Source organism: Plantactinospora sp. DSM 117369 (assembly GCF_053764795.1).
In genome coordinates, this window is record NZ_CM132446.1 from 4,941,864 (window position 1) to 4,967,665 (window position 25,802).

A 25,802-nucleotide genomic window follows, 5' to 3' on the forward strand; every position below is an offset into this window, starting at 1 on the left:
TGCCGCCGACCACCGGGAACATCGGAGGTACCCGCTATCCTCCCGGCGTGCTCTCCCAGATCAGAGGCTTGTCCCGCCATTTCACCGGGGAAACGCTCCGGACGTACTTGTTGGACCGCTCGGCGCGCATGGAAGACGGCTGCCTCATCGTACGAGGCTACGGTAGCCAGCGAGGCGTGTACCAGAAGGTCGCGGGTCGGGCATGGGCCCACATCGCCGCGTACGTCGTCTTCGTCGGTGACTACAGCCCTGAGTTGGAAGTCGACCACGTTTGCGGTGTGCCGGACTGTATCGAACCGACCCACCTGCGTCAGGTCAGTCATGCCGAGAACTGTCGTAGCCGCCAGCAGCAACCTCGGTGCCGCAATGGACACGACCGTGAGGTCGATACCCGTACCGGCCGCTATCGCAAGGTCTGCCGCCGCTGCAACGGAGACGGGCAGAAGCGGTGGCGCGAACGGCAAGCCCGCCAGGTTGCCGAGGGCCGCGCCAGCTACGGCCGCGCAACGGACTGACGCCGGCCGCGCGGGATCCGGGGTTTCGGCGTCGCCGGGCGCCACTGTGGGGACACCGGAACCTTGGTGGGAAGGGAAACCTTCCGGCCGATCAACACTCCGGACGGTAGGCCAGGCGCCGGTGGCGCCCGTGCCGGTGGCGACCCGGCCGCCGGGTCGCGTTTGACGAGTCGGTCCAGGCAGCTATCCGGAAGTACCTCTGCACGGGGGCGGCGGATGGGAGAACGACGAACACTGCCGCCAACGTCGTACGGCTGGCGCCGCTCCCAAGATCGAACCGCTGGCGTCCCCTTGTCGATCGGGCGCGGGCCGCAGGCAGGATCGGCTTACACCATCCTAAGTGCTTACGGTAAAGAACTGTCATTATGATGTATCACGTCTTGGTCGTTCCGGCCGCCTCTCCGGTGTCAGCTATGGGGATTAATGGATTACTGGTAATGGCAATCCAACAATCATCCCCGGTGGCTGTCGCCGGCGACCTTGTCGTCGAGAGGGCGTACTGCTGGGTGGTCTCGGTGGGAACGTGCCCGAGTCGGCGGCGGACGGCTTCGATGGACACCCCGGCGTTGATCAGTTCGACACGGTGCGCACCGCGCCGCCCTTGCCGGGGACGCGCACGTGCCCGTCGTCCAGTGGGGCGTTGGTAAGAACCGTGGCACCAGCCGCCAAGAAGATGATCTTCGGTGGCTTCGGGGCCATCGGTACGGCGTCTTCGCTGGTAGTCGTGCGACTGGCATCGCGGATGTTGGTCACGCCATGTCCATCGCGCCGGCCGCCGCTTCTGGCTGATGAGTGAGCGGCGTCACATCGACGCGGAGGCAAGGAACCTGGTTCTGAGATGTGTGGCGGGTGATCGCTTCGTTGAACCGGCGCGCGCCAGCTCGACCAGGGCTTGCGGTCAACATCAATCGAGAGATTGCCATGCATGGATGACGTTGAGTAAGCTTCCACATACATGTCGTTATCGAGACGGGAGTACGATCTGTGGGGAAGACCAGAAGTCTTCTGGTGGGCGGCCTCATCGTCGCGCTGGTGGCAGCCGTATCGGCGCCAGCTTCCGCGAAGCCGGTCGGGCCAGAGGATCCCGGCAAGGTCACGCTGACCGGACCGGCAACGGGGGAAGCACGGAAGTACGCCGCACTCTTCGCCCGTCAGGAAAAACTCAACGCTGCGGCTGACACCGTCCAGGCCGCAGCTGGCAACCCAGCCCTGTCCGGTTTCGCCGGCGCCCGGGTTGACGCCGCAACCAACACCCTGACCATCTACTGGCACGGCGAGCAACAGCCGGCGGTCCAGGCCGCGATTGCGACGGCTCGCCGTGCGGGAATCGACGTCAAGGTACAGGCTGCGGCCTACTCGCTGCACACCCTGCAGAAGGAGGCCGACCGCCTCGCGGGGCGGCGGTTCTCATCGGGCCGCGTCGTACTGGTCGGCCCGGCCCCGGACGGCAACAGCCTCGAAGTCGGTGTCACACCGGACGGCGGCAATGCCCGCGCATCCACCGACCTGCACCAGGTGAACGACGAACTGGCCAGCAACGTGAAGCTGGACTTGTCACTTGAGTCACCTGCCGAGTTCACGACCCGCGGCGCGGACACTACCCCCTACTGGGGTGGCGCGCTGATCGTCAACGGCGGCGCCTGCACCTCCGGCTTTGGTGTAAGGGGCAACAACGGTGCGGCTCGCTATCTGCTTACTGCGGCTCACTGCGGCCAGGGGCAGTGGCGAACGGGTGCCGGCACTGTTATCGGCAACACCCTCACGAACACGACCGTCGAGTACGACGGCATGCTGATCCTTACCGACGCCGGCACTGCGGTATACGAGGGTCCGTCCTTTGCCACCGGCGACACCAACACGGGACGCCACATCAACGCTGCCTCCACCAACCAAGTCGGCAACCTTGTCTGCACCGGCGGTTCCTTCTCCGGCACCGCCTGCGGCTGGACCGTCCGGGCACTCAACCAAACCCTCACGCCCGAGGGCGGACCCACGATCAGAGGCCTCGTTCGGGCAGAGGCCGCAAACCGCGTCGCCGGTGTCGGCAACGGCGACAGCGGCGGCCCCGTCTATGTGCAGTCCGGCAACGCGGGCACGGCCCGAGGCATCATCAGCCTGCGGTCGAACGTACGTGAGGAAATTGTGGCCTGCGCCGGAGTACCCAGCGGAGACATCAACGACCCTAACTCCCGGCAGTGCTCCTGGAAATGGTGGTACGTCGACATCAACCAGCAACTGTCCCGGCTCAGCGTGCACTTCGGCCCCTGACATCCGTCACTTGCCGGTGGGCCCGGACGGAATTCCGCCCGGGCCCACCGAGAACGGCGCGAACTCGGCCGAGCCCCGCTCCACCACGATCGGCTGCCGATAATGCTCGGACAGCCGCTCCGACTCGCCCGCAGCCCCATCGGCCGTCATCACACGCACCGCCGATCCGTCGGGCAGCGGACCAGCCCCGGACACGGAAATACCTTCGCCACGCCAGTGCTCCACGTCGGCCATGACACGCTCGGTCAACGCGAGCATCTCCTGCTCCGACAGACGGGCGTCCGCGAAATGGATGGCGACATCGGCGAACCGATCACGAACTACCTCGTCAAGATCGCTGCCCGGTTTACGGTAGACGGTCATGGTACCGGCGGGCTCGTCCAGCACTATGCCCCCGTACCACTGTGCGTACCTCGTGCGCAGCAAATCCTCCACCTGCTCTGCGGCCCGCTCTGGCCCGGCCTCGCCGGAACCGTCTCCTGTAGCGCACCCACCAGTAGTAGCCAACACCAGGACAACAGCCAAGGCGACTACTAATCCCGTCTTTTTAGGCATTACACTCCTCACCACGCTGGAACCGCCTCTCACGTTCGATGGTGCTCCGGCCGGCCAGGTTCCCGACCGCGTAGTCGCCATCACATCCCGTAACATCGCCGCCGCATAGGCGGAAGGCGCCTAGCGACGGTCAGGCCCACAAGAACGGTCGCGACGCCGAGCCGTCCGCAGCAGACCCAACAGCCGCGCCGCCACATCCGCCGGCAGCTGCCCGGCGACCCGCTCGGTCAGGAACCTCTCCGCCTGGTGCAACCCCGACCGCACGATCCGGTCCACCCGATCACTCGTGGGCGGCTCGATCGACCAGGCCCGGCACTCCGCCAGCAAGGCGTCCCGAACCAGCTCGTACCGGCGTTCCTGCTGCGCGTACCAATCGGTCAACTTCTCCGCATCCGCGACTGTGCACTCCCGAAACCCCAGATGAGCACGGATCTGCGCACGGTGCCGCTCGATGGTGCGCCCGGACCACTCGTACTGGCCCAACGAGCCCGCGTCGACACCCACCTGCTTCGCGACGTACTCCACCGCGTCCGGATGCAACTCCGCCCGGCCACGCGGAAACCGACCGAACCGGCCGTAGAACTTCAGCAGCAGCGCGAATCCAAGCCGAGTGTCCCGATGCTTGGCCGCGACCAGGTCCTGCTCGGCACCAACCACCGTCCAGTGCTCGACCAGATCCCCAAGATTCAACGAAGGGCGATTCACAGCCGCAGATCATCCGGGGCCCGACGGCGCCGGCAACAGCCCTCGCGGCTAGATCATCTTCTTGGCGGCTAGTGACAAAGTTCTTACCAACGCCCCCCAGTCGCAGGTCGAGGTCCTCGACGTGCAGGCCGCACACCTCTCGCCGGCCCGGGCGCCGCAGACGTAGATCGTTCTCGGACAGCACCCGGTCGCGCAGCCGATCGAGGGGTAGGTCCCTGCGGGGCCATCGAAAACCGTTTGAGCCTTCCTGCCGCGTCCCCGTAGGTTGCCCCCAGCCCCAACCCCGGTGAGGACAGAGGACGAAACCGCGTGACCCCGCCTGCTCTTTAGACCTGACACCTTCTTGCGCTCACCTGTAGCCGACACTCCCGTCGGCTCTGCCGGGCTGCCCTTGTGCGCCCGGTCGTCCAGCGTTTGAGGCCGCGCGCGATCGGCCTCGTGTCAGGTCTGGAGAGACCATGTCTTCACCACCTCATACCGTGCTGCCCTGGGTCGTTCGTCGGACCAGGCTGCCCCTACTGTCGTTGCGGTGCGTGGACTGCCGGTCGGAGTCGGCCACCACCGGCGAGGGCAGGTTCCGCGTCAACGCCAACCGCAAGCTGCTGGACGTGTGGCTGCTGGTCCGCTGCGTATCCTGCGATCGGACGAGCAAGCTCACCGTGCACGAGCGAGTGCCGGTCAGTTCCTTCGATCCGGCCGAGCTCCACGGCTACCGCGTCAACGATCCGGAACTGGTGGCGTCCAGGTTGTTGGATCCGTTGCTCGCCCGGCGCAGCCGCTTCGCCCTGGACTGGACGGGGGCCTGGCGGCTGGACACCCCGTCGGCGCGGCTCGACGAGGCGTGGCCGGTCCAGGTGGAGGTCGTCTTCGAGGATCCGGTACCGGTGCGCCCGGAACGGCTCATCGCGCAAGGGCTCGGCCTCAGCAGGCCCGAGGTACTGCGCCGGATCAAGTGCGACATTCCGCTGCGTCGCACGACGAGCGCCGGGTTCACCTTCACCGTGATGGCCGGGGACTAACCGGGGATGTAGCCGCGGCGGGCCATCCCGCCCGCCCGGCTTCACCCCGAAACCCATGCCGGTACCGGAAGGCTCAGCGCGCGGGATCGCGCGGGGCCGGTCGTGCCGGCCCAGCAGGGCGGTCCGGTCGGGCAGGGCGAGCTGTCGCCGGGAACGTGACCCGTACGGTGGTGCCCTGCCCGGGCACCGAGGTCACCCCGGCCTGGCCACCGTGCGCGGTCACGATCGCCTCGACGATGGCCAGACCCAGACCTGACGAGCCACCGCCGTCGCGGCTGCGGCTGGGGTCGGCGCGGTAGAAACGCTCGAACACGTGCGGCAGATGCTCCGGCGCGATTCCGTCGCCCTCGTCGCGTACCGCGATCACCACCTCGCCGTCCTCGGCGGTGACGGTGACCGTGACCGGCGTGCCGGGCGGGGTGTGCTGTACCGCGTTGCCGACGAGGTTGCGCAGCACCTGCTGGATGCGCGGGCCGTCCCCGTCGACGACCGCTTCCGCCACGCCTTCCAGGGTGATGGCCCGGTCGGCGCTGACCACCCGGGCGTCGTCCACCACCTCGCCGGCCAGCGCCGCCACGTCCACCGGCCAGCAGTCCAGCGGCCGCGCCCCGTCGAGGTGGGCCAGCAGCGCCAGCTCGTCGACGAGCAGCCGCATCCGGCCCACCTCGGCCTGCATCCGTTCCATGGCGTGGTCGAGTTCGTCGGGGTCGCGCAGCCCGCCCTGGACGTACAGGTCGATCCAGCCGTGCATGGTCGCCAGCGGCGTACGCAGCTCATGGCTGGCGTCGGCGACGAAGCTGCGCAGCCGGTCCTCGGCTCGCCGGCGGGCGTCGAACGCCTGCTGGACCGCGGCGGTGATCGCGGCGGCCTCCGGGCCGGCGAACAGCGCGATGAGGGCCAGCCGCCACCGGGAGGACCGCTTCACTGCTGCACCGGCCGCAGGCTGTACCCGAACCCCCGTACGGTGTGGATCAGCGACGGCCCACCGAAGTCGATCTTGCGACGCAGGTTCGAGACGAACCGCTCGACCACGCCCGCGTCACCGCCGAAGTCGTACTGCCAGACGTGGTCCAGGATCTGCGCCTTGGAGACCACCCGCCCGGTGTTCGCCAGCAGGTAGCGCAGCAGCCGGAACTCGGTGGGGGACAGCTCGACCGGGCGCCCGCCCCGGGTCACCACATGCCGGGCCTCGTCCATCTCCAGGTCGCCGCAGCGCAGCACTCCCTCCGGCCCCGCCGACGGCACGCGGCGGGAGCGCCGCAGCAGCGCCTCCAGCCGCGCGGCGAGCTCCACCACGTTGAACGGCTTGCTGAGGTAATCGTCGCCGCCCAGCCGCAGGCCGCGCACTCGGTCGTCCACCTCGTCGCGGGCGGTCAGGAACATCACCGGCACTCCGACGCCCTGCGAGCGCAGCAGGTGCAGCAGGTTGAAGCCGTCCGTGCCGGGCAGCATCACGTCCAGCACGATCGCGTCGGGCGTGCGCGCCTCGATCGCGGTCAGCGCGGCCGGCACGTCGCCGGCCGCCTCGACCTCGAACCCCGCGAACCGCAGCGCGGACAGCAGCAGCTCCCGCAGCCCAGGATCGTCGTCCACCACCAGAATGCGGTCCACGTTCTCTATCTCACCATCACGACGGAAGCGCGCCGGCCGAGCTGCGTGCCCTCCACATCCAGGTTCGGCAGCACCCGATCGAGCCACCGCGGCAGCCACCAGGCGCGGTGCCGGGTCAGCGCCAGCACCGCCGGCACGAGCGTCATCCGGATCAGGAACGCATCCAGCAGGACGCCCACCGTGAGCGCGAAGGCGATGGGCTTCAGCGTGGCGTCGCCGTCCGGAATGAAGCTCGCGAAGACCGAAATCATGATCAGGGCGGCCGCCGCGACCACGCGTGCCGAGGCCCGGAACCCCTGGGCGACCGCGCGTTGCGGGTCGGCGCGGTGGGCGTACTCCTCGTGCATGCGGCTGACCAGGAAGACCTCGTAGTCCATTGCCAGGCCGAACAGCACCGCCATGAGGATGATCGGCATGAAGCTGATCACCGGCCCGGTGCGCGAGACCCCGATCAGATCGGCGAGCCACCCCCACTGGAACACCGCGACCACCGCGCCCAGCGTCGCGCCGACCGACAGCAGGAACCCCAGCGTCGCCTTCAGCGGTACCACCAGCGACCGGAAGGCCACCATCAGCAGCAGAAAGGCCAGACCCACGACGACCAGAGCAAAGGGTACGAGCGAGGCGTTCAGCAGCTCGGAGATGTCGATGCCGATGGCGGTCACGCCGGTGACCGACACGGACCCCCCGCCCGCGGTCTCGATGCCGGTCACCAGCCGCTCGGTACGTTCGTCCTGCGACCCGGTCTCGGGGATCACCGTCAGCAGCGCGTACCGGCCGTTGGCGGACAGTTGCGGGCGGCCGACGGCGGCCACCCCGTCGACCGTGCCGAGCCGCTCGGCCAGCGCCGTGGCGGCGGCCCGATTGTCGCCTTCGTTCTTCAGGTCGGCCAGGACCAGCAGCGGGCCGTTGAAGCCCGGCCCGAACGCGGCGGCTGTCAGGTCGTACGCCTGCCGCTGCGTGCTGGCCGCCGGAGCGGAACCGCTGTCGGTGAGCGCGAGCCGCAACCCTGCCGCCGGTACGGCCATGACGCCGAGCGCCGCGACGACAGCGAGGGTCGTGACCAGCGGCCGGCGGGTGACCAGCCGGACCCAGCGCGCGCCCATGGTGGGCCGGGCATCCACGGCCTCGCGCCGGACGGCCCGCGAGCCGGGCCTCGGGCGCAGCCGGTCCCCGGCGAAGCCCAGCACCGCCGGGATCAGAGTGATCGCGACCAGCACCGCGACGATCACGGCGGCGGCCGCGGCCAGTCCCATCGCGGTCAGAAACGGTATCCGGACGATGGTCAGCCCGGCCAGGGCGATCACCACGGTGAGGCCGGCGAACACCACGGCGGCGCCGGCCGTGCCGATCGCCCGGGCCGCGGACTCGGCCACGGGCATGCCGGACGCCAACTGCGACCGGTGCCGCGCGACGATGAACAGCGCGTAGTCGATGCCGACCGCCAGCCCGAGCATGAGGGCCAGGGCCGGCGCGGTCGTCGGCAGCGTCAGCATGCCCGCGGCCGTGGCCAGGCCGGCGACGGTGGCCCCGACTCCGAGCAGGGCGGTGAGCAGAGGCAGTCCGGCCGCCACCAGGGAACCGAAGGTGATGACGAGGACGACCAGCGCGATCAGCAGGCCGGCGGCCTCGGTGCCCTGGCCACCGTCGCCGGAGCTGTCGGCGTACGCCGGCCCGCCGACCTCCACCCGCAGCCCAGCCTCGCGGGCCGGTCGGACCACGTCCTCCAGCGCTTCGAGGGAGCCGCCCTCCAGCCGGGCGCGCTTCTGCTGATAGTCCACGATGGCCAGGGCGACGCGACCGTCCGGCGAGACCGTCTTCGCGGCGAACGGGTCCACCACCCCGGCCACCTGCGGCGCCTTCGCGGCGGCGGCGAGGGTCCGCTCGATGACGACTCGGTGCTCGGTGACCTGGTGGCCGGCGGGGGCGACGAACACCACCTGCGCGGAGGTGCCCGCCGCGGCGGGGAACTGCTCGGCGACGGTGTCCAGGGTCCGCTGGGCGCGCGAGCCGGGGATCGAGAAGTCGTCCTCGTAGGAGCCACCGGCGGTGCCGGCGAGCGCCCCGACGGCGACGAGCATGGCCAGCCAGGCCACCAGGACGGTCCGGCGGCGCCGATAGGTCCAGGCGCCGAGCCGGTAGAGCAATGCGGCCATGACGGCAGACTCCCGTGGTCGTGGGTCAAGGAGCCTCAGCACACCGCCCGTGCCTGACGGTCCGGCGTCGGCGAACCTGACGGTTGCCTGACGGTCGATCCCGGACGGGCGCGTCTCAGCCCTGGGGGTGGACGACCACCTTGAGGCCCGTCCGGGCCACCGCGGCGGACAGTGCCGCGTCGATGTCGCTGAGCGGGTACGCCCCGGTGACCAGTGACGACAGATCCAGCCGGCCGCTGGTGGCCAGGGCAATCGCGCGCGGATAGACCTCGCCCATCCGGCGGGACATCACCAGGGTCAGGCCCTTGCGGCGGGCGACCGAGGCAGAGAACGACGTGCGGTCGCCGTCCGGGATGCCGACCAGCACCACCCGCGCGCCGGGCCGGGCCAGCCGCAGCGACGCGTCCACCGCGCCGTCCGTGCCGCCGACCTCGAAGACCACGTCGGCGGCGCTCTGCTCGGCGTCGGTGATCGGCTCGGCGCCGAACGTCACGGCCGCCTCCAGCCGGTGCGGTAGCGGGTCGGCGGCCAGCACCCGGGTGGCGCCGGCCAGCCGCGCGAGCTGCACCAGAAACAGCCCGATCGGCCCGCACCCGACCACCCCGACCGTGTTGGCCACGCGCAGGTGCCCGAGGTCCAGGGCGTGCACGGCGACGCCGAGCGGTTCCAGCAGCGCGCCCTCGTCGTCGGAGAGCGAGTCGGGCAGCGGTACGAGCCGGTCGCTGGGCCACGCCATGAGTTGCCGCAGCCCGCCGTCACACCCGCCGTGCCCGGCGAAGACCACGTCTGTACACAGGTTGCCGTCACCGCGCGCGCATTCGGGGCAGGATTCGCAGGGTACGGCCGGGTCGATCGCGACCCGCGTACCGTCGGCGGGCCCGCCCCGCACCACCCCGGCCATCTCGTGGCCCAGCACCAGCGGGCGGGCCAGCCTGACGTCGCCGATCGACCCCTCGGTGAACCAGTGCAGGTCCGACCCGCACAACCCGACCGAGGTCACCTCGACCAGCCACTCCCCCTCGCCCGGCACCGGCCGGTTCTCGCTGACCACCCGGACGTCGCCAGCCCCGACGAGTCGCGCCGAAAGAAAGCCGTCCGGCATGGTGACCTCCTGATTGGATACGTTCCCGGTCGCGGCTGACCCCGCAAATTCGGTGGACAGCGCATGGACAGGGCCACGATTGTGGCCAGATGCGGCAGGAGGAGATCTGGGACGCCGACGTCGCCCAGCGTTACGACACTCCCGGCAGGGGGATGTTCGCACCCGAGGTCCTCGGGCCCGTCGTGGACCGCCTCGCCGAACTTGCCGGTGCCGGACCGGCGCTGGAGTTCGCCATCGGCACCGGGCGGGTGGCCGTTCCGCTCGCCGAGCGCGGCGTACCGGTCACCGGCATCGAACTGTCCCCCGCGATGGTGGAGCAACTGCGTACCAAGGTCGACGAGACGACGATCCCGGTCGTGGTCGGAGACATGGCCACCGCCGTCACCGGTGGGAAGCACACCCTCGTCTACCTCGTCTACAACGGCATCTCGAACCTGCTCTCCCAGGCCGAGCAGGTCGCATGCTTCCGCAACGCCGCCCGTCACCTGCTGCCCGGTGGTCGGTTCGTCATCGAGCTCTGGGTGCCTGAGCTGCGCAAACTCCCACCGGGTCAGCAGGCGGTCGTCTCCGGGACCGAAACTGGCTACGTCGGTCTGGACACCTACGACCTCCTGCGGCAGCAGGTGGTGTCGCACCACTTCCGGTTCGACGACGGTCGACACGCACGTGTGTTCCGCAGTCCGCACCGCTACGTCTGGCCCGCCGAATTGGATCTCATGGCACAGTTGGCCAGCTTCGAGTTGGAGTCCAGGCACGCGGACTGGACCGGCTCCGAGTTCACCGCCGAATCCCGGTCCCACGTCTCCGTCTACCGCCTCCCACCCGACCGCCTCAGCAGCTCGCCGGTGGCTGCGGACGCGCCGAACCTCTAGCTGAAGTCGCGCGCCCTGACCGCGCCGACCGTGCCGGTGCCCGAGGTGCCGTAGTCGTCCATGATCAGGCCCGGCAGGCGGTCGCCTCGATCGCGATCTTATCCGCGAGATCAGCAGGGCAGCGTGGTGAAGCCTTCAAATGCCGGCGGCTCAGGCCGGTCGGTGGCGGGATGCGCCCCGGCAGCGCCTTCATTGACGTCTTCCAGCGCGCCTTCGGCTACATCCCCGGCACCCACAACCGCCGCACCTGACCTGTGCCGGCATCGGCGTCCGCGCGCCGTACCGACAGCCGCCCCGGTCGAGCACGGTGCACGGTGGACGCCAGGGGTGCGCGGCGCCGACGCCGGCCGCCTACCGGATATTCGGTCGACCTGGCCGCAGGCGGTCACGATACTCGCGACCATGACCCGAGCCATGGTGCCGCCGTCGGCACGGTGGCGAGCCCGCCGATGAGTGCGGCACCGCTGCCGGTGCTGTGGCTCTACGGGCCGCCCGCTGTCGGGAAGTCCACCGTCGCCTGGGAGCTGTTCACCCAGCTCTCCCGCCGGATGCCCACCGGCTACGTCGACCTCGACCAGTTGGGCATGTGTTACGCCCAGCCGACGCCGGACAACTGGGCCCCGGAGCCGGCCTCCGACCCGGGTCGGCACCGGCGGCAGGCCCGCAACCTCAACCTGGTGGCGGCGAACGTCCGGGCCGCCGGCGCCCGCTGCCTCGTCGCCTCGGGAGTCGTCGACGCCGTCCGTGGGATCGACGTCGACCTGCTCCCGCACCTGGCGCTGACGCCGTGCCGGCTGCGTGTCGAGCCGTACGAGCTGCGGCAGCGGCTGGCCGGCCGTGGCCGGGCCGGGGACGCCGCCGCCGACCAGGTGCTGGAGTACGCGGATGAGCTGGACCGCAACCACCCGACCGGCCTCTGCGTCGACACGACGGGCCGGAGTGTCACCGACGTTCTCAAGCTGGTGCTGGCCGAGACCGGCGGCTGGCCGACGCCGACCGGTACGGGTGCAGCAACGGCCGCGGACCCGGCCGGGCTCTACCCGAGGTACCCCGCCGGTCCGGGCGAGATCCTGTGGCTGTGCGGCGCGACCGGGGTCGGCAAGTCCACGGTCGGTTGGGAGATCTACACGACTGTCAGCAACGCCGGGAGGCGTGCCGCGTTCGTCGACCTCGACCAGATCGGCTTCTACCGCCCCGCCGGTGCCCAGTCGCCCCGGAACCATCCGCTCCGGGCGAGCAATCTCGCCGCTGTCTGGCAGACCTACCGGGCCACCGGTCTGCGACGCATGATCGTGGTCGGTCCGGTCGGCGACGACGAGGCCGTGCGGACGTACCGGGAAGCGCTGCCGTCGGTGCGGATCACACTGTGCCGGCTGCACGCCGGCCGCGACTCGCTGACCGAACGGATCCTGCTCCGGGGTCAGGGCCAGGGTCCGCTGATCGCGGGCGACGACCTGAAGGGGCGGCCGGCGGCACGGCTGCGTCAGGTCGCCGACGAGGCGACCGCCGAGGCGGAAGCCCTGGAGGCGGCGACGCTCGGCGACCTGCGCGTCGACACGGACGGCCGACCCGTGCCCGACATCGCCGGGGAAGTCCTCCGGCGCATCCGCTGGCTGGACTGACTGTCCCGACGCGGCGTACCCGCCGTTACCGGCCCGTCCCGGACCGGAGCACCTCCAGGTAGTGCTCGTTGTACATGATGCCGAGGAGGTTGCCGAACGGGTCGACCACGGACGCGGTGACGAAGCCGGGGCCGCGCTCGACCGGCTTCTCGTGCACGGTGGCGCCCAGGGACAGCAGCCGGTCGAAGCTGGCCTGGATGTCGTCGACGTGCCAGTGGACGATCGCACCGCCGACCTGGTCCGGGTGGCCGTGCGGGGCGTACCGGCTGTCGAGGATGCCGAGTTCGTGCAGGTAGTCGCCGATCCGGAACTCTACGTACGCCGGTGCCCCCTCGGTCGGGCGCACGAAGTACGCCTCGACGCCGAGCAGTTCCGCGTACCAGTTCCGAGCTGCCGTGACGTCGTCGGCGAAAAGGGTGACGGTGGTGAGTCCACGCAACATGACATTTTTCCTTCCGGTCGGTGACAAGGTCCATCCTCCGAGGAAAAGTGCGCACCGATTGAGCACTTTTTCCGGCAGGATGCTGGCATGCGCGCCGACCGTCTCGTCGCCGCCCTGCTGCTGATGCAGGCCCGGGGTCGGGTGACCGCCGCCGAGCTGGCCGAGGAGTTGGAGATCTCGGTGGCCACCGCCCGCCGTGACCTGGCGGCGCTGGGCACCGCCGGGGTGCCGGTGTATCCGCAGCCCGGCCGCAACGGCGGCTGGTCGCTGGTCGGCGGCGCCCGTACCGACCTCACCGGCCTGTCCTCGGCGGAGGCGCGGGCCCTGTTCCTGCTCGTCGGTCCGGCGGCGGCCGGCTCGGACGAGGCCCGCGCGGCGCTACGCAAGCTCGTCCGGGCACTGCCGCAGACCTTCCGGGCCGAGGCCGAGGCGGCGGCCGGCGCCACCGTGGTCGACCGGACCCGGTGGAGCGGCCGGGACCGGCCGCGCCCCGAACTGGTCGACCTGCTCCAGACGGCCGTGATCCGCCGTCGGAAGGTCCGGCTGAGCTATGTCGGCGGCGACCGGAAACGCTCCGAACGGCTGGTCGACCCGTGGGGACTCGTCGACAAGGACGACGTCTGGTATCTGCTGGCCGGCACGGAGCTGGGGCAGCGCACCTTCCGGATCGACCGGATCGTCGAGGCCGAGCCGACCGAACAGCCCGCCGAACGCCCGGACGGCTTCACCCTCGGCGCCGCCTGGGGCGCGGTGGTCGGTGAGGTGGAGCAGCGGCGTTCCCGGACCTGGGCGACGGTACTCGTCGAGCCCCGGTACCTGCCGGTGCTGCGCGACCAGTTCGGCCGGCACTGCCGTCCCGACGACGAGCAGGGCGACGGGCGTGCCCGGGTCCGGCTCGCCGCACCCACCGCGCTGGACATCGCCCGCCATCTGGCCGGCTGGGGCGCCCTGGTCGAGGTACTCGAACCACCGTCGGTCCGGGCCGAGCTGGCCCGGATCGGCACCGAACTCGCCGCCCGCTACTCCGCCGACGGCTGACCGTCGCCGCCGCTGCCGACCACCACGGACCGTCACCGGCACCGCCGCCCGGATCGCGCCCGGCCGCGCGGCCTGCCCAGCCCGGCTGGCCGGATGCCGCCCGGCCGCACCGGCTAGAGGCTGAGGCGGGCGGCGATCGGCAGGTGGTCGCTGTCGGTGGCCGGCAGTGCCCACAGGTCCGTGACGGTCGCGGACCGGGCCATCACCTGGTCGATCCGGGCGACCGGCGACGCGGTCGGCCAACTGAACGGGAAGGCCGCGCCGGTCGACGGCAGCAGCTCGCTGACCGGTGCCAGCCCCCGGTCGTGCACCGTGCTGTTGAGGTCACCGATCAGGATCACCGCCGCCAGCGGTTCGGCGTCGATCGCCCTGGCCAGCAGCCGGGCACTCTCGTCGCGCCGCGCGGTGCCGAAACCGTCCGGCAGGCCGAACCGCACCGACGGCAGGTGCGCCACGTAGACGGCGACGTCGCCGCCAGGCATCCGGGCGGTGGCCCGCAGCCCCCGGTTCCAGTCCGGACCGAACCCGGCCGGTCTGATGTCCAGCGGCCGGTCGTCCAGCAGTGGATACCGCGACCAGAGGCCGACGGTGCCGTGCACCGAACGGTACGGATAGTCCCGGCCCAGCACCGTCGCGTACGCCGACAGCGCAGGTGTGGTCAGTTCCTGCATTCCGATCAGGTCGGCCCGGGCCCTTGCCAGCGCGCCGGCCGTGCCCGCCGGATCGGGATTGGTGTCGCTGACGTTGTGCTGGACCACCGTGATGCCCGCGCCGGAGCCGTCCCCGGGCAGCAGCGCCCCGCCGAACAGCCCGAGCCAGGCGGTGGTGGGCAAGACCAGCGCGACCAGAGCGGCGAGCGAACGGCGCAGCAGCGCCAGCACCAGCAGTACCGGAACGGCGGCTCCGAGCCAGGGCAGGAAGGTCTCCAGCAGGCTGCCCAGCCGGCCGATCCGGTTGGGCAGCAGGGCGTGGCCGGCCAACGACAGGGCGACCAGTAGGGCCAGGGCGGCGGGCAGCCACCCGCGCCGCCAGGCCGACCGGCCACGCGCGTCGACGCCCCAGCGCCGCCGTTGCGGTCGCCGGACCGTCGTCGGCTCGTCGTTCAGGGTCTCTCGCCCCTCCCGTTGTCGCCGACCGGCCCGCGACCGCATCACGGGTGGGCCGACAGGCAGTCCGAGTAGGACGGTGCCGACCGCCTACCGTCCCCGGTCCACCGTCACCGTCCCGGCGGCGCCGTCGACGGTGATGACCTGACCGGTTCTGATCGTATCGGTGGCGCCGGGGACGCAGATGACGGCGGGGATGCCGTACTCCCGGGCCACGGTCGGGCCGTGTGCCATCGGCGCGCCGGTCTCGGTCACCAGTCCCCCGGCGGTCAGGAACAGCGGCGTCCAGCCGGGATCGGTGGTCGGGGCGACGAGGATCTCGCCGGGCTCGACACGTGCGGTCGCCGGATCGTGCACCACCCGGGCCGGGCCGGTCGCCGTGCCCGGGGCGGCGCCGACGCCGCGCAGGGCGTCGGGTGCGACGGCGGTGGCCGGGGCGAGCGCGACCTCGACGTCGGTGCCGTCGGAGAGCACCGCGACCGGTACGTGCCGGCGACGCAACTCCCGCCGGTACGTCGCCCGGCGCTGCGCGACCAGCGCCCGCTGGTCGACTCCGTCGCACACGGCGGCACGCGCCTCCGGGATGGTCAGGAACATGATGTCGTCGGCCTGCGCCAACCGCCCGCCGTCGGCCAGTTCCGCGCCGACCAGCAGCAACTGCCGGCGGTTCTCCCGCAGCGGATACAGCCCGGCGAACTTGCCGGCCTCCCGCAGCCCGGCCAGCACCCGCGCCCGGCGCAGCAGGAACCCGGCGAGCCGGCCCCGGACCGGTCGGCGGCGACGGACCCGGCGGACGAGTGCGGCGAGTGCCGCCTCGGCGTCGGCGGCGGCCCGGGCGAACCGCCGGTCCGGCGCCTGCTCCGGGTCGGTGACCCGCAAGTAGTTCGCGATCGAGGCGAAGACCGGGGTCGGGTCCTCGGCCCAGCGGGGTACCCCGAGGTCGACCTCGGCGGCGGCCCGGTGCCCGTACGTGTCGAGGAACGCGGACAGTCCGATCTCCGGCAGGGTGCCGGCCCGGTACCGCGCGGCGAGTTCCTCCGGCGGTGTCGTGCAGAGCAGGTCGCGGTGTGCGCCGGCCCGCTCGGCGAGCCGCCACAGCGCCAGGTCCATCTCGATGGTGATGTTGTGCGGCATGCCGCCGAGTACGGCGTGGATCTCGGCCTGGCTGGCGATCCCCTTGAGTAGTTCGGCCGGCAGGGCGGTGGTCAGGATGCCGGCGACGACCGGCCAGACGATCCGGTCGTACTGGGTCGACGGGTCCTGGGCCTCGACGAGGTCCAGCCGTTCGGCCGCGGTACGCGGTCCGGTCGACCCGGCGGCGGCCCGCTGCCGGAGCTGGTCGATCTCCTCGAAGAGCCGGACCCGGGCCGCCTCGGGCCGGGCCAGCGCGGCCACGATCCCGGCGATCGCCCGTGGCGCGGTACGCAGCGCCGGGCCGAGACCACCGGCCGGGCGGGACCGGACGCCGGGCACGGGCGCGAACCGGGGATCGGTGAGCAGGTGCGCGACCACCGCCTGGGCGCGCGGGCCGAAGTCCACCGCCATCAGCTTCACCAGTCGTTTGCGGGTCGCCGGGTCGCGGACCAGGTCGGTCAGGTCGCCGTAGAGGCGGCCGCCGATGTCGACGATCTCGGCCCTGATGCCGAAGGAGCCGAGCATGCCGGCCAGGATCACCCGCAGCGCGGACATCCCCATCGGGGTGACCGGGCGGAGCATCCCCTGGACGTGCCCGAACTCCAGGTAGACCCGGGGCTGCGGTCGGTCGGTCGGCGGCGGCAGCGGGAAGAGCGTGGTGATCGGCCGGGACTGCAGCAGCCACAGGGTGCCGTCGGAGTCGATCGCCCACTCGACGTCCTGCGGGGTGCCGAAGTGGGCCTGGATCCGCTCGCCCGCCCGGTGCAGTTCGGCGAGCTGGGCGGGGGTGAGGCAGCCGTGGTCGTCGTACCGGGTGCCGTCCAGGACGTAGTGGTCGGCCGGGGCGGTGCCGTCGACCACGGCGGTGCCGAGCCCGGGGGCGGCGTCGACCACCATCTCGGTACGGCAGCCGGTGAGCGGGTTGGCGGTGAACAGCACTCCGGCGACCTTCGCGTCGACCATGCGCTGCACCACCACCGCCATCCGGACGGTCCGCCCGTCGATGTCGTTGGCCTCGCGGTAGGCGACGGCCCGCTCGGTGTGCAGTGAACTCCAGCACTTGGCGATGGCCTCGTGCAGTGCGTCGACCCCGGTGACGTCGAGGAAGGTGTCCTGTTGGCCGGCGAAGCTCGCGTACGGCAGGTCCTCGGCGGTGGCGCTGGACCGGACCGCGACCGGCCCACCCCCCAGCGCCCGGTACGCCGCCGCCACCTCGGCCTCCGGGATCGCGCCCCGGTGGTGGGCGGCGGTGGTCAGGCAGAAGCCGTCCGGCACCCGCTCGCCGAGCCTGATCAGCTCGCCCAGCCCGGCGGCCTTGCCACCGACCAGTTCTGCCATCCCGGCAGACGTCTCGGCCAGCGTGATCACGTTCACCAGGGCCTCCCCTCTTTTTCAATACGACCGAAATGTAACCGGCTCGGCATGCCATGTCAATACGACTGCAATGTAAAGTGGTGGGGTGCCCAGAAGAGCCGACCACGTCGCCCGCCGCCGGCAGCTCGCCGACGCCCTGATGCGACTCGCCGCCAGCCAGGGACTGGAGGCGGTCAGCCTCCGGCACGTGGCGGCCGAGGCCGGGGTGTCGACCGGCATGGTGCAGCACTACTTCCGCACCAAGGACGAGATGATGACCTTCGCCCTCGACATGGTGATGAACGATGCGGTGCAGCGGATCACCACCGAGGTGACCGCCGCCGGTCGGGTTCTCAACCCCGCCGAACTCGTCCGGACGCTGATGATCCAGATCCTGCCGCTGGACGAGCCCCGACGGCTCGAGGGGCACGTCACCCTCGCCTTCCTCGCCTACGCCGCCGTCAAGCCGGCCATCGCCGAAGGGCTGCGGGGAAGCGCCGACCAGATGCGGACGTTCATCGCCGACCAGATCCGGGCCGTGCAGGCGACCACCGGGGCGGCGCCGCGGATCGACCCGGTGCACGCCGCCACCGGCTTGCTGGCCCTGGTCGACGGGCTCGGCATCCACGTCCTCGGCCAGCACTACTCCGGCGAGCAGGCCGTCGCCGCTCTCGACGCCCACCTCGGGCTGCTGTTCGGCTCCACATCGGACCGGACCGGCGACAACCGCCACGACCGGACCGGCCAGGACCCGCCTGGCCAGAACCGTCACGTCCCAGCCGGCGACAGCCCCGTCGCCCCGGCCGGCGGCGCCAGCTCGGATCTGCCCGCCGGCACCGGATGACCGGAGTACGTCGGCCCGGCGCACCACCGTCGACCCACTCGGCCGTACGGGCCGACCCCGGCAGCCCCGTACGCTACGACCGGACCCGCGCCGCGGACGGACGGCGCCGGAAGAGGGAGGCCGCTCGGTGACCACCCGTATGGCCGTGTTCGGCGCCGGTTCCTGGGGCACCGCGTTCGCGATGATCCTCGCCGACGCCGGCTGTCGGGTCACCCTGTGGGGACGGCGCCCGGACCTCGTCGACGCCGTAAACCGCACCGGTACCAACCCCGACTACTTCCCCGGCATCCCGCTGCCGGCCGGCATCACCGCCACCGCCGATCCGGCGGAGGCCGCCGAGGGCGCCGAGTTCGTGGTGCTCGCGGTGCCGTCGCAGACCCTGCGGGCCAACCTCACCAGCTGGGCGCCGCTGATCGCCGCGGACAGTGTCCTGGTCAGCCTGATGAAGGGCGTCGAACTCGGCACCGCCAAGCTGATGAGCCAGGTCGTCGCGGAGGTCACCGGCGCCGGACCGGACCGGATCGCGGTGGTCTCCGGCCCCAACCTCGCCCCCGAGATCGTCCGCCGCCAGCCCGCCGCCAGTGTCGTCGCCTGCCGCGACGAGGCCGTCGCCCGGCGGCTCCAGACCGCCTGCCACACCGGCTACTACCGCCCCTACACCAACATCGACGTGGTCGGCTGCGAGATCGGCGGCGCGGTCAAGAACGTCATCGGGCTGGCGGTCGGCATCGCCGGCGGTCTCGGCCTCGGCGACAACACCAAGGCGTCGCTGATCACCCGGGGCCTGGCCGAGACCACCCGGCTCGGGCTGGCGATGGGCGCCGACCCGCTCTCCTTCGCCGGCCTGGCCGGCATGGGCGACCTGGTCGCCACCTGCTCCTCGCCGCTGTCCCGCAACCAGACCTTCGGCACCAACCTCGGCCGGGGCATGACGGTCGCCGAGACGGTCGCGGCGACCCGGCAGACGGCGGAGGGCGTCACCTCCTGCGAGTCGGTCCTGGACCTCGCCCGCCGGCACGACGTCGAGATGCCGATCGCCGAGATGGTCGTCGACATCGTGCGTGGCGGAAAGTCGCCGCAGGTCGCGGTGAAGGAGCTGATGGCCCGCTCGGCAAAGCCCGAGCGGCACTGACCACCCCGGCCCGTTCCCGGCTCACCCGCGGTCGGGGCGTCAGGTCCGGACGCAGACGTAGCTGGCGTACGTGGCCGGGTCGCGGCTCGGGCTCGCCTCGACGACCCGGAAACCGGCCCTGGCCAGCATCGGTTCGAGCAGCCAGCTGAAGGTGCTGTGCTCGGTGCGGACGTGGGTGGCGAGTTCGGCCCGGGTCCAACCGTCGGCGGTCGACCCGGCCGCGCCGGCCAACCAGGTCTCGAACTGCTCCGCCACCTGCGCCGGCTCGAAGGTGTAGATCAGGTCCCGCAGCAGCAGGATCCCGCCCGGACGCAGCAGGCCGGCGACCCGGGTCAGCGCGACCGCCTTCCAGAAGTCCGGTAGCTGGTGCAGCGCGTGCCGGCTGTAGACGAGGTCGGCCGGCGGGCCCTGGTGGGTATAGCTGAGAAAGCCGGCCCGGACGACCTCGACGTTGTCCAGCCCGGCCCGCTCGGCGCCGGCCCGCAGCCGGGCCAGCATCGCCGCCGAGACGTCCACCGCGACCACCCGCCGGCAACACGCCGCGGCGGCCAGGGTGAGCCGGCCGGTACCGGCACCGAGGTCGACCAGCGTGGCGTTGCCGTCCAGCCCGTGCCGGCGCAGTATCTCCAGGTCGGCCTCGGGGTCGTGACCGGCCTTGCGGTCGTAGCCGTCGACGTACGCCGGGTCGAGGTGCTCGGGTCCGGCATGCGCCAGCTCGTCGAGCCACCAGTCGGGGTGTTGCGGTGCCATCCGACTCCTCCACCGGGCCCTACGCCCCTCGCGCGACGGCCGGGTGCCGCACCGGGCCCGGCGAGGCGCCAGTATCGCCGCTTCCGGCCGGCCGGGACACCGCATTTACCCGGCCGGCCGTCCCGCCACCGCCGGGGACGGGCCGCACTAGACTTCCCCGGCGATGGACGAGCAGACCCCCACCCCGGAGCCGCCGACGGAGATCCGGCCCTGTGCCCACTGTGGACGGCCGGTACCGCAGCGGGCGGCGGCGGGCCGGCCGTTCCGGTACTGCCGGGACAACGACGGCGCGTGCCAGCGGGCCTCCCGTAACCAGCGGATGCGGCACCGCAACGCACCCGGGCTGGCCGGTCAGGTGGCCCGCACCTGGGAGGTCGTCGACCGGCTCGACCAGGTCACCGAGGCGCTGGCCGAGGCGTTGCACGCCGAACTGTCCCCGGCCGGGGTGGAACGCCGGCTCGCCGAGGTGCGGGCGGAGGCGGCCCACCAGATCGCGGCGGCGCAGACCGAACGGGACGAGGCGCGCCGGGACGCCGAGACAGCGGCGGTCACCCTGCACCAGGCACAGCAGGCGGCCAGCGCGGCCGCCGCCGACCGGGCCGCCGCCCGGGAGGAGGCCGAGCGGGCCGCCCGCACCGCCGAGCGGGCCAGCGCGGAAACCGCCGCCGCGCTCGCCGCCCGGGACGCGGCCCAGCAGGCGGCCAGCGCCGCCGCCGCGCTGCGTACCCAGGCCGAGCAGGACCGCGACGCGGCCCGCCGGGAGCTACGGGCGCTGCGGACCGAGGCGGACGCCGACCGGCGACGGCTGGCCGAGCTGACCCGGGAACTCGCCGAGGTGACCCGGGACCGGGACGCGGCCCGGGCCGAGTCGGAGCGGGCGGCCCGGTCGGCCGCCGAGGCGGTCAGCCAGGCGGAACGGTTCCGGGCGGCGGCGGCCGAGGCCCGCACCGCCGCCGAGAGCGCGGCCGGGGAGGCGGCCCGGTTCCGGGCCGAGGCCGAGCGGGCGGTCGCCGACGCCGCCGGGGCCCGGTCCACGGCCGCCACCGCGACTGCCGACCTGGAGCGGACCCGGGCCGACCTGCGGGCCGCGCGGGACACCGCGACCGCCGTGCAGGCCCGGCTCGACGCGCTGACCGGACGGCTGTCGGCGGCGGAAGCCGACCGGGACGCGGCCCTGGCCCGGGCCGGTCAGCTCTCCACCCAGGTCAGCGACCTCGCCGCCGCGCTGGCCGGGCTCAGCGCCCGGGCCGTCGCCGACGTGTCGACCGGCCGTCCGGCACCCGCCGGATCCCGCCCCGCCGGCCCGGCCCCCGAGCCGTGATCGCCGACTTCCGGTCCCGGTGCGGCCGGGCCGGATCGGACAGCCGGAGCAAGGCGACATATCCCGGCAATTCCCCGCCGACACCGGTGATCTCGATCACCGTTGAGGAGATCCGGCTACGCTCGGAGCGTTTGACCACTTGTACGTTTCTGCCGGGCGGCGGGAATCGCCCACCCGGCACCTGTCGTTACACCGATAAGAACACGCACCACGACCGAGGGGAAAGCCGATCATGGGCGAGCGCATGCTGCGCGGGAGCCGTCTGGGAGCAGTCAGCTACGAGTCCGACCGCAACACGGAGCTTGCCCCGCGACAGACCCGAGAGTACCTCTGCGCCAAGGGCCACCAGTTCGAAGTGCCCTTCGCCGTCGATGCCGAAGTGCCGATGACCTGGGAATGCAAGTTCGACGGCAGCGTCGCCCGGCTGGTCGACGGCAGCGAGCCGGAGCAGAAGAAGGCCAAGCCGCCGCGTACCCACTGGGACATGCTGCTGGAGCGTCGCTCGATCGCCGAACTGGAGAGCATTCTCGCCGAACGGCTCGAAGAGGTCCGGACCCGGCGCGGCCGGGCCTGACCGGTCGCCGGCCGGCAGCACACCACCGCCCCCACGGCGACGCCGTGGGGGCGGTACTGTCTCCGGCGCCACCCCGAGGCCGCCGACACGTCCCGACCGCACCCCTCGGCCGTCCACCACCGCGGTGCCGTCGCGGCACCACGACTGGCCGCGAGCCCGGCGCAGGTCGGCGAGGACTCAACCGGCCATCGACGCGCCTGGTCACCGACCATCAGGGCCGGCGCGGCTCCACGATCTCGCCCTCGATCGCCCCACCCGGGGCGGCCGGCGGCCCAGGCGCCGTGTCGGCGGGCTCCGGGCGTACGTCCGGTCGCGGCTGACCCCGCCGGACCCGCACCCGACGCGGCCCGAACAGATCACCGGCGACCTGGGCGGAGACCCGCCGCTCGGCCACCCGCTGCACCTGCCCCCGCACCAGCCGGCGCAGCAGCGGCACCGTCAGCAACAGCCCGGCCAGCCCGGTAACCAGACCGGGAATCGCGAGCAACAGCCCGGCGAGCAGGCCCACCAACCCGTCGCTGACCTCACTGCCCGGCGGACGGCCACCCTCGACCGCGGCCCGCAGCCCCCGCCAGGCCCGCATCCCCTCCCGGCGCAGCAGGGCCAGCCCGAGCAGCGAGGCGGCCAGCACCAGCAGGACCGCCCAGCCGAACCCGATCCACCGCCCGAGCAGCACGAAGACCGCGACCTCCACGATCCCGGTCAGCAGCAGTGCCAGTGGCACGATCCTCAACCCTCGGCGCATGTCACCCCATCCGGATGTCGGGCCCACAAACCCCGTACGTCCAGCATGACACGCCACCGGTCACGGCCAGCGGAGCCGCTGGTCGCCGGTACCGCCCCGGCGCGACCGGCCCGGCGCCACCCGCCGGTCCGCCACCGACCAGAGCGTGACCCGCCACAACGCCTCGCCGATGATCACCGGACTCATCTTGCTCGTCCCCCGCTCCCGCTCGGCGAACGTGATCGGCACCTCGACCGTACGCAGCCCGGCCCGGTGCGCCCGCCAGGAGAGCTCCACCTGGAACGAGTACCCCTGCGAGGCGATCGAGTCGAGGTCCAGCCGGGCCAGCGCCGGCACCCGGTACACCCGGTACCCGCCGGTGGCGTCGGACAGCGGCATCCCCAACGCCACCCGGGTGTAGAGGTTGCCGCCCCGGGACAGCAACTGCCGGTGCCACGGCCAGTTCACCACCTGACCGCCCGGCGTCCAGCGCGACCCGATCACCACGTCCGCGTCCCGGGCCGCGTCCAGCAGCCGGGGCAGCTCCTCCGGGGCGTGCGAGCCGTCGGCGTCCATCTCCGCCACGGCGTCGTAGCCGTGCTCGGCCGCGAAGGCGAACCCGGCCACGTACGCGGCACCGAGACCCTGCTTGCCGGGCCGGTGCAGTACGTGCACCCGGGGGTCCGCTTCCGCCATCCGGTCCGCGATCGCCCCCGTGCCGTCCGGACTGTTGTCGTCGACGACCAGGATCTCCACCGACGGCGCCGCCCGGTGCACCCGGTCGACGATCACCCCGATGTTGTCGGCCTCGTTGTAGGTGGGCACCACCACCAGCACCCGGCCCACCCCCGGATAGCCGTCCCCGCCCCCATCCGATCCGTTCGACTCATTCACCGCTCCTCCGCATCCGCCGGGTCGCCGGCCGTCGCCGTACCGACCCCGGGAAGCGGACGCCGACGGGTCAGCAGCGTCGCGGCGGCCAGCGCCGCCACGGCCATGGCCAGCAGCGCCACCTCCGGCCACAGGCCGACCCGGGTGGCGACCGTACGGGCCTCCCCGAGGTGCATCTGCCGGGTCACCACCGCCCTGGTGTTGAACCCGGTCGCCCCGGTTACCCGCCCATCGGCCCCGACGAACCCGGAAACACCGACCGTCGACGCCATCAGCGCCTCCCGGCCGTGCTCCACCGCCCGCAGCCGTACCATCGCCAACTGCTGCTCGGCCTCCGCCACGTTGAACGTGGCGTTGTTGGTCTGCACGACCAGCACCTGCGCCCCACCGGTCACGGTGTCCCGGACCACCTCGTCGTAGGCGACCTCGAAACAGATCACGTCGCCCAGCGTCACCCCGCCGACCCGCAGCACCCCCGGTTCGGTGCCGGCCACGAAGTCGTTGCGGACCCGGTCGACCTCCTTGCTGACCATCCGGGCGATGTCCCGCAGCGGCACGTACTCGGCGAACGGCACCGGATGCCGCTTGATGTACATCTGCGACCCGTCCAGGCCGGTACCCGGCAACCACACCAGCCCCGCGTTACGCACCTGCCCCTTGTCCGGGCCGAGCAGCACCGCCCCGACCAGGATCGGCGCGCCGATCGCGTTCGCCGCATCCGAGATCCGCCGCCCCGCCGACGCGTTGCGGGTCGGGTCGACGTCGCTGGAGTTCTCGGGCCACACCACCAGGTCGGGCCGCTCCGCCTCGCCCCGCGCGACCTGGCCGGCCAGCTCGATGGTGGCGTTGACGTGGTTGTCCAGCACCGCCTGCCGCTGGGCGTTGAAGTCGAGCCCCATCCGGGGCACATTGCCCTGCACGATCGCCACCCGGGCGGTCTCCGAGCCGGGCCCGGCCAGCGGCACCAGCAGCCCGCCCGCCACCAGGGCCGCCGCCCCGGCGACGAACCCGGCCCCGCGCAGCCAGCCGGCCACCGGCAGCCCCCGCCACGGCCGCCACACCGCCACCACCAGCAGCCCGCCGGCCACCGCCACCGCGAAGGTGACCAGTGGGGCACCCCCGTACGCGGCCAGCCGCAGCATCGGCGAGTCACCCTGGCTGAACGCCAGCCGCCCCCACGGGAACCCGCCGAACGGGGTCCGGTCGCGCAGCGCCTCCTGCGCCACCCACAGCACCCCGGTGACCAGCGGCCACGACCAGCGGAACCGGTCCACCAGCGGACCGGTGAACGCCAGCGCCAGCCCCAACAGCCCCAGATAGGCCGCCTGCAACCCGGACAACAGCAGCCACGGCACATTACCGGTGTAGAGGTTCGTCCAGCTCAGCATCGGCAGGAACAGCGCCAGCCCGGCCAGGGCGCCGAGCCCGAACCCGGCCCGCATCCGCCGCCGGTGCACCGCCACCGACAGCAGCGCCACCCCGACCGGCGCCAGCCACCACACCCCGTACGGCGGAAACGCCAGCAGCAGCACCAGCCCGGCGCCGAGCGCGGCCGGCAGCGCCAGCCACAGCGGCAAAGGTCTTCCGGCCGGCTCGGCGGGCCGGTCCCCGCTCTCGGCAGTCTCGGTCGGCTCGGCCGTCACCACTGTCACGCGCGCCTCACGTCTTCTCGAACGCCACCGGCCCCGGCGCCGGTGAGACCACCTGCCGAAGGCTACCGGCCCGGCCACCCGGACCGGCAGCCGCGACGCTCCCGGATCAAATCCCGGCGCCGCGAACCCACCGAACCAGTCGAAATGCGGCCCGAATCGGGTGCCGGCGTGCCGGCGTGCCGGCGACAACGGCCAGCACCGAACGAAACGGACAGAGGCCGGCACCGAAATGAAAATCGGGGCGCGGCCGACAAGCCGCGCCCCGATGCTCCCAGGCCCTCCCCGGCCGGTGTGGTAGGGCATTGCCACACGACCTTCGGACCGACCGGACGTGAACTGGCTGTTCCCGTCGGGCCGTTGTCTACTGGCCGCCTGCACCACCCTGCCCGAGCACCGGTAACCGCAGCCGGTTCGCG

General features: G+C 72.3%; 24 protein-coding genes. 10 read left to right on the plus strand and 14 right to left on the minus strand.

Translation table 11 applies throughout. The features are described 5' to 3' along the window. Nucleotides 1-47: 47 nt before the first annotated feature. Nucleotides 48-515, plus strand: a complete 468-nt coding sequence (locus tag ACSMXO_RS21475; protein ID WP_455419103.1) for an HNH endonuclease — start codon at nucleotides 48-50, stop codon at nucleotides 513-515. 570 nt (nucleotides 516-1,085) lie between these two features. On the opposite strand, the gene ACSMXO_RS21480 is transcribed toward ACSMXO_RS21475, so the two are convergent. Next, the gene (locus tag ACSMXO_RS21480; RefSeq protein WP_455419104.1) at nucleotides 1,086-1,268 is read right to left on the minus strand and encodes a hypothetical protein; all 183 of its coding nucleotides are present in this window, start codon (nucleotides 1,266-1,268) and stop codon (nucleotides 1,086-1,088) included. A 255-nt stretch (nucleotides 1,269-1,523) separates the two neighbouring features. Here ACSMXO_RS21480 and ACSMXO_RS21485 point away from each other — a divergent pair, with 255 nt between their 5' ends. After that, nucleotides 1,524-2,783: a chymotrypsin family serine protease gene (locus tag ACSMXO_RS21485; protein WP_346260736.1), complete on the plus strand. Its 1,260-nt coding sequence runs from the start codon at nucleotides 1,524-1,526 to the stop codon at nucleotides 2,781-2,783. Between the two features lie 6 nt (nucleotides 2,784-2,789). On the opposite strand, the gene ACSMXO_RS21490 is transcribed toward ACSMXO_RS21485, so the two are convergent. After that, nucleotides 2,790-3,170: a hypothetical protein gene (locus ACSMXO_RS21490; protein WP_346260737.1), complete on the minus strand. Its 381-nt coding sequence runs from the start codon at nucleotides 3,168-3,170 to the stop codon at nucleotides 2,790-2,792. A gap of 288 nt (nucleotides 3,171-3,458) precedes the next feature. Continuing rightward, nucleotides 3,459-4,028, minus strand: a complete 570-nt coding sequence (locus ACSMXO_RS21495) for a DUF4158 domain-containing protein (RefSeq protein WP_346260738.1) — start codon at nucleotides 4,026-4,028, stop codon at nucleotides 3,459-3,461. A gap of 548 nt (nucleotides 4,029-4,576) precedes the next feature. On the opposite strand from ACSMXO_RS21495, the gene ACSMXO_RS21500 reads away from it, so the two are divergent. Next, the gene (locus tag ACSMXO_RS21500) at nucleotides 4,577-5,062 is read left to right on the plus strand and encodes a DUF1062 domain-containing protein (protein ID WP_346260739.1); all 486 of its coding nucleotides are present in this window, start codon (nucleotides 4,577-4,579) and stop codon (nucleotides 5,060-5,062) included. A gap of 73 nt (nucleotides 5,063-5,135) precedes the next feature. Here ACSMXO_RS21500 and ACSMXO_RS21505 read toward each other — a convergent pair whose 3' ends face one another. From ACSMXO_RS21505 to ACSMXO_RS21520, 4 genes are all read right to left on the minus strand, one after another. Next, nucleotides 5,136-5,987 (minus strand): sensor histidine kinase, encoded by an 852-nt coding sequence (locus tag ACSMXO_RS21505; RefSeq protein ID WP_455419105.1) that lies wholly within the window; start codon nucleotides 5,985-5,987, stop codon nucleotides 5,136-5,138. Next, a complete protein-coding gene (locus tag ACSMXO_RS21510) occupies nucleotides 5,984-6,673 on the minus strand; it encodes a response regulator transcription factor (protein WP_346260741.1) in 690 nt (229 codons plus the stop codon). The genes ACSMXO_RS21505 and ACSMXO_RS21510 overlap by 4 nt, the downstream gene beginning before the upstream one ends. 5 nt (nucleotides 6,674-6,678) lie before the next feature. Next, a complete protein-coding gene (locus ACSMXO_RS21515; RefSeq protein ID WP_455419106.1) occupies nucleotides 6,679-8,829 on the minus strand; it encodes an MMPL family transporter in 2,151 nt (716 codons plus the stop codon). A 115-nt stretch (nucleotides 8,830-8,944) separates the two neighbouring features. Further along, on the minus strand, nucleotides 8,945-9,931 hold the full coding sequence (locus tag ACSMXO_RS21520) for a zinc-dependent alcohol dehydrogenase (RefSeq protein ID WP_346260743.1): 987 nt from the start codon (nucleotides 9,929-9,931) through the stop codon (nucleotides 8,945-8,947). An 89-nt stretch (nucleotides 9,932-10,020) separates the two neighbouring features. Between ACSMXO_RS21520 and ACSMXO_RS21525 the strand changes: the two genes are divergently transcribed. After that, entirely contained in the window at nucleotides 10,021-10,803 is a 783-nt protein-coding gene (locus ACSMXO_RS21525; RefSeq protein ID WP_455419107.1) for a class I SAM-dependent DNA methyltransferase, read from the plus strand. 449 nt (nucleotides 10,804-11,252) lie between these two features. Continuing rightward, entirely contained in the window at nucleotides 11,253-12,425 is a 1,173-nt protein-coding gene (locus ACSMXO_RS21530; protein ID WP_455419108.1) for a hypothetical protein, read from the plus strand. Nucleotides 12,426-12,450: 25 nt separating this feature from the next. On the opposite strand, the gene ACSMXO_RS21535 is transcribed toward ACSMXO_RS21530, so the two are convergent. Next, nucleotides 12,451-12,867, minus strand: coding sequence for a VOC family protein (locus tag ACSMXO_RS21535; RefSeq protein WP_455419109.1), 417 nt, complete (start codon nucleotides 12,865-12,867; stop codon nucleotides 12,451-12,453). Between the two features lie 87 nt (nucleotides 12,868-12,954). Here ACSMXO_RS21535 and ACSMXO_RS21540 point away from each other — a divergent pair, with 87 nt between their 5' ends. Beyond that, nucleotides 12,955-13,905 (plus strand): helix-turn-helix transcriptional regulator, encoded by a 951-nt coding sequence (locus ACSMXO_RS21540; RefSeq protein ID WP_455419110.1) that lies wholly within the window; start codon nucleotides 12,955-12,957, stop codon nucleotides 13,903-13,905. Between the two features lie 113 nt (nucleotides 13,906-14,018). On the opposite strand, the gene ACSMXO_RS21545 is transcribed toward ACSMXO_RS21540, so the two are convergent. Beyond that, nucleotides 14,019-15,056: an endonuclease/exonuclease/phosphatase family protein gene (locus ACSMXO_RS21545; protein ID WP_455419281.1), complete on the minus strand. Its 1,038-nt coding sequence runs from the start codon at nucleotides 15,054-15,056 to the stop codon at nucleotides 14,019-14,021. Between the two features lie 45 nt (nucleotides 15,057-15,101). Then, entirely contained in the window at nucleotides 15,102-17,519 is a 2,418-nt protein-coding gene (locus ACSMXO_RS21550) for a PEP/pyruvate-binding domain-containing protein (protein ID WP_455419111.1), read from the minus strand. Nucleotides 17,520-17,604: 85 nt separating this feature from the next. Here ACSMXO_RS21550 and ACSMXO_RS21555 point away from each other — a divergent pair, with 85 nt between their 5' ends. Together ACSMXO_RS21555 and ACSMXO_RS21560 are read left to right on the plus strand one after the other, a co-directional pair. After that, nucleotides 17,605-18,342, plus strand: a complete 738-nt coding sequence (locus ACSMXO_RS21555) for a TetR/AcrR family transcriptional regulator (protein ID WP_455419112.1) — start codon at nucleotides 17,605-17,607, stop codon at nucleotides 18,340-18,342. Between the two features lie 127 nt (nucleotides 18,343-18,469). Continuing rightward, entirely contained in the window at nucleotides 18,470-19,474 is a 1,005-nt protein-coding gene (locus ACSMXO_RS21560) for an NAD(P)H-dependent glycerol-3-phosphate dehydrogenase (protein WP_455419113.1), read from the plus strand. Nucleotides 19,475-19,513: 39 nt separating this feature from the next. Here the strand turns inward: ACSMXO_RS21560 and ACSMXO_RS21565 are convergent, their stop codons facing one another. Further along, entirely contained in the window at nucleotides 19,514-20,224 is a 711-nt protein-coding gene (locus ACSMXO_RS21565; RefSeq protein ID WP_455419114.1) for a class I SAM-dependent methyltransferase, read from the minus strand. Nucleotides 20,225-20,387: 163 nt separating this feature from the next. On the opposite strand from ACSMXO_RS21565, the gene ACSMXO_RS21570 reads away from it, so the two are divergent. Together ACSMXO_RS21570 and ACSMXO_RS21575 are read left to right on the plus strand one after the other, a co-directional pair. After that, on the plus strand, nucleotides 20,388-21,545 hold the full coding sequence (locus ACSMXO_RS21570) for a hypothetical protein (RefSeq protein ID WP_455419115.1): 1,158 nt from the start codon (nucleotides 20,388-20,390) through the stop codon (nucleotides 21,543-21,545). Between the two features lie 232 nt (nucleotides 21,546-21,777). Continuing rightward, nucleotides 21,778-22,119 carry an RNA polymerase-binding protein RbpA gene (locus ACSMXO_RS21575; RefSeq protein ID WP_101366032.1) on the plus strand — a complete coding sequence of 114 codons (342 nt, stop codon included), beginning with the start codon at nucleotides 21,778-21,780 and terminating at the stop codon, nucleotides 22,117-22,119. Nucleotides 22,120-22,330: 211 nt separating this feature from the next. Here ACSMXO_RS21575 and ACSMXO_RS21580 read toward each other — a convergent pair whose 3' ends face one another. Genes ACSMXO_RS21580 through lnt form a run of 3 tightly spaced genes read right to left on the minus strand, consistent with a single transcriptional unit; the run spans nucleotide 22,331 to nucleotide 25,377 of the window. After that, nucleotides 22,331-22,864 carry an FxsA family protein gene (locus ACSMXO_RS21580; protein WP_346260755.1) on the minus strand — a complete coding sequence of 178 codons (534 nt, stop codon included), beginning with the start codon at nucleotides 22,862-22,864 and terminating at the stop codon, nucleotides 22,331-22,333. A 60-nt stretch (nucleotides 22,865-22,924) separates the two neighbouring features. Next, nucleotides 22,925-23,737: a polyprenol monophosphomannose synthase gene (locus ACSMXO_RS21585; protein WP_346260756.1), complete on the minus strand. Its 813-nt coding sequence runs from the start codon at nucleotides 23,735-23,737 to the stop codon at nucleotides 22,925-22,927. Beyond that, a complete protein-coding gene (lnt, locus tag ACSMXO_RS21590; protein WP_455419282.1) occupies nucleotides 23,734-25,377 on the minus strand; it encodes an apolipoprotein N-acyltransferase in 1,644 nt (547 codons plus the stop codon). Before lnt ends, ACSMXO_RS21585 begins: the two co-directional genes overlap by 4 nt. Nucleotides 25,378-25,802 lie beyond the last annotated feature (425 nt).

Coding starts and splice junctions, on each gene's coding strand:
- ACSMXO_RS21515 (WP_455419106.1), bottom strand. CDS start 8,829: ATGGCCGCATTGCTCTACCGGCTCGGCGCCTGGACCTATCGGCGCCGC.
- ACSMXO_RS21520 (WP_346260743.1), bottom strand. CDS start 9,931: ATGCCGGACGGCTTTCTTTCGGCGCGACTCGTCGGGGCTGGCGACGTC.
- ACSMXO_RS21525 (WP_455419107.1), top strand. CDS start 10,021: ATGCGGCAGGAGGAGATCTGGGACGCCGACGTCGCCCAGCGTTACGAC.
- ACSMXO_RS21530 (WP_455419108.1), top strand. CDS start 11,253: ATGAGTGCGGCACCGCTGCCGGTGCTGTGGCTCTACGGGCCGCCCGCT.
- ACSMXO_RS21535 (WP_455419109.1), bottom strand. CDS start 12,867: ATGTTGCGTGGACTCACCACCGTCACCCTTTTCGCCGACGACGTCACG.
- ACSMXO_RS21540 (WP_455419110.1), top strand. CDS start 12,955: ATGCGCGCCGACCGTCTCGTCGCCGCCCTGCTGCTGATGCAGGCCCGG.
- ACSMXO_RS21545 (WP_455419281.1), bottom strand. CDS start 15,056: ATGCGGTCGCGGGCCGGTCGGCGACAACGGGAGGGGCGAGAGACCCTG.
- ACSMXO_RS21565 (WP_455419114.1), bottom strand. CDS start 20,224: ATGGCACCGCAACACCCCGACTGGTGGCTCGACGAGCTGGCGCATGCC.
- ACSMXO_RS21570 (WP_455419115.1), top strand. CDS start 20,388: ATGGACGAGCAGACCCCCACCCCGGAGCCGCCGACGGAGATCCGGCCC.
- ACSMXO_RS21575 (WP_101366032.1), top strand. CDS start 21,778: ATGGGCGAGCGCATGCTGCGCGGGAGCCGTCTGGGAGCAGTCAGCTAC.
- ACSMXO_RS21580 (WP_346260755.1), bottom strand. CDS start 22,864: ATGCGCCGAGGGTTGAGGATCGTGCCACTGGCACTGCTGCTGACCGGG.